We start from the raw sequence: 2,831 nt of genomic DNA, 5'->3' as shown, positions 1-2,831 counted from the left end.
ATTGTCAGCATCCGCAACGAGCGCGGGTCGGGTGCCTTGCCGACCGCCCAGGCGGCGACGAGCACCGAGACGCCGTAGCCACCGAGGCTGGCGACGGCCGCCCCGACGGCACCCAGCGGCGCCAGTACGAACAACAGGGCGATGCCGGCGAGCGAGCCGGTCACCAACGCCGCGGAGGACCAGCCCGCTCGGTCGTTCGCCAGCAGGACTGCCCCGAAGATTATCATTCCGGTGTACAGGATTGTCGCGCCGCACAGGATGACGGTCGGTGCGACGGCCGGAGCGAAGGCGCCGCCGAAGACCCATGGCACCGTGACGCCTGCCGTCGCCGCCAGCATGCCGCAGGTGAGGACCGACACGAGCATCGCCACCCGGGCGACCAGGGTCGCCCGGCGTGGGTCGACGGCGGCCGGCCTGCCCAGCAGCACCGTCCGTGCTGCGGTCGCGACAACCATCGGTATCTCCGCGACACTGACCGCGACCGCGTAGTACCCGAGCTGGGTCGGCCCGATCAGCGGGAGTCCGACTACCTGGTCGAGCCGGGCGCTGGAGATCGCCGCCAGCACTCCCGGCAGGCACGTCAGGGAGTAGGTGATGAGCGAGCGCGCCGGAATCGCCTCGGTCCGCGACGGCGTCGACTCCGCGGGAGCCGGCGACGACCGGAGGATGGGCAGGCCGATGACGAGCCCGGTCGTCACGGACACCAGGAACAGCAGGCTGGCCCAGTAGGCGTTCAGGTGGAAAGCCAGACATGCGAAGATCACAACGACGGTCCTGGTCAGGGCGGGCACGATCTTCACGAGGTTGACCCCGCGGATGTCGGAGGCGCCCGTCAAGGCTCCGATGAGCAGATTCGCGAGGATGTGCAGCGGTGCGAGCAGCGACAGCACGAGGAACTGGCCGTAGCGCGCGCCGTCCCCGGCGAAGAGGACGAGCCCCACCACGCTCAGCAGCCCCACGCCGAACAGCCCCAGCGGGACGGCGGCGGCCAGGCTGACCCTGGCGGCGGCTTGTCTCGAGAGGCGTCCGTTCCGGAGGTGGAAACTCAGTGCGTCCTGGAGCCCGTATGTGCCGAACCATCCACAGACCACGACGGGCAGGGTGAGCGCGGCGTAGAGCCCACGGCCGGCAGGGCCCAGTTCCCGGGACAGGAATGGGCTGACGGCGAGGCCGCTGATCGGTATCAGCAGGTTCGCGAACGATGCGGACATCAGCTTTCTCGTCGACATCGACGTCACCGTCCCGGGCGAGACGCGGTGCCGGTGACGTCGAGATGGCCGGTTCTCATGAGCGACCCGGTCAGGCGCTCGGCGAACGCTTCCTCGGAGAAGCGGCGCCGGACGAGACGAAGCGCTCCGGCGGCCATCAGGTCGAGATCGGACGGCGAGGACCTCAGCACCTCCCTCGCCAGCGAATCCGGTGTACCCGCCACCCGGACCGCGTCCGTCCGGGGCAGGCCTTCGGCACCCACCGGCGTGCTGAACACGGGTATCGAGTGGGCCAGGAGCGTGAGGGTCTTGAGTTTGACGCCGGCGCCGCTCCACAGCGGAACCACCGCTGCCCGGGCCCGCGCGAGCACGGGTCGCAGGTCGTCCACGTACCCGAGGATCTTCAGGCCCTCGTACGGCGCGAGGTCGCTCCTGGTCCGCTCGTCGAGGCCCGACCCCACCAGGACCATCGTGAAACCGGCCCGCCGCAGCTCCGCCCAGCCTTCCTCCAGGAAGCGAAACAGGCCGAGCAGGTTGGAGCGGTACGAGAAGCTGCCGAGCCAGACCAGCGTCCGATCGTCAGGCCGGGGGACGTGCCCGACTGGAACGGGCACGCAGCTGGGAAGCGTGAAATCGACGGGTCGGCCGTGGTGGGCGAGCAGCCGTGCCGCCTCGTCCTCGCTCGTCACCGACACCGTGCCGCACAGCGAGAGCGCCCGGGACTCGAACCGGGTCGAGACCCTTGCCAGATAGCGTGCGCGGAGCCGGTGCGGGAGGTCCGGCGCCTCGACGGCGTCCTGCCGGCTGCTCGCGGCGAGCACGTTCGCCTTGTCCCAGTGCCATCTCAGGCGCGTGTGGCGGAAGTATGCTCCGGCTGCCTCACCGATGGCGATTCCCCACCCTGTCCGCCCGCGGAGGTCATCGTGCAGTTCGTGGCTGTAGCGGGTTCTGACCCACGGCGGCATCCGGTCGACGAAGGCCTCCGGGTAACGACCGGGAGGCCCCAGCCGGCCCAACCGGTACGGGGTGGCCGGGAAGTCCTTCACCTCCACGCCGGGCAGCGTCATTCTCAGCTGTTCGACCCGCTCGGGAGTGGTGCCGGCCCGGCGTACCACCAGCAGGGTGTAGGCCCGGACCCGCGACATCGCCCGCAGCATCATGAGAACGCGTACCGGGTCGCCCCTGTCCGGCGGCAGCGGGAAGAACGTCGAGACGACGGTCAGTCGCATGCGTTCACAGCTCCGTGCGCGCTCGCCTCACCGCGCGGAAGAACTCGGCGTGGGCGGTCATGCATTCGTCGTCGGTGTGGATTCCCGCGGTCTGCGCGGCGGCCACCGCCAGTCTGGCTCTCAGCTCGGGTGAGTCCGCCAGCGTTCGCATCGCCCCGGCGAGCGCCTCCGGCTCGCCGGGGGGAACGAGAACTCCGTTCTCCCCGGAGCGGATCCACTCGCTCGGGCCACCTCCCGCGGTCGCGATGACGGGCTTGCCGCACGCCAACCCCTGGAGCACCGTCTGGCCCATGGGCTCCGGGCGGATCGAGGAGTGGACCAGTACGTCGACCGACTCGAGGAACCGAGGGATGTCGTTGACGTGCCCGAGGAAGCTGACCTGCCCGGAGATCCG

Annotated in this window: 3 protein-coding genes; all 3 read right to left on the bottom strand. The window is 70.2% G+C overall.

Annotated features, from left to right (window positions below; genetic code table 11):
* On the bottom strand, window positions 1-1,229 hold a 1,229-nt coding region (locus MJ785_RS21510), incomplete at its 3' end, for a polysaccharide biosynthesis C-terminal domain-containing protein (RefSeq protein WP_239382670.1).
* 5 nt (window positions 1,230-1,234) lie between these two features.
* Window positions 1,235-2,437, bottom strand: a complete 1,203-nt coding sequence (locus tag MJ785_RS21505) for a glycosyltransferase (protein ID WP_239382667.1) — start codon at window positions 2,435-2,437, stop codon at window positions 1,235-1,237.
* Between the two features lie 4 nt (window positions 2,438-2,441).
* Window positions 2,442-2,831 (bottom strand): glycosyltransferase (locus tag MJ785_RS21500; RefSeq protein ID WP_239382665.1); only part of this gene is annotated, 390 nt, incomplete at its 5' end.

The sequence above is a fragment of the Protofrankia sp. CiT1 genome (genome assembly GCF_917627335.1).
Lineage (GTDB): Bacteria > Actinomycetota > Actinomycetes > Frankiales > Frankiaceae > Protofrankia.
The sequence above is the reverse complement of the archived record's forward strand: the minus strand, read 5'-3'. Positions and strand labels throughout refer to the sequence as shown.

What these genes read in the sequence shown, in the direction of transcription:
- MJ785_RS21505 (WP_239382667.1), bottom strand. Translation starts at nt 2,437, where the DNA reads ATGCGACTGACCGTCGTCTCGACGTTCTTCCCGCTGCCGCCGGACAGG.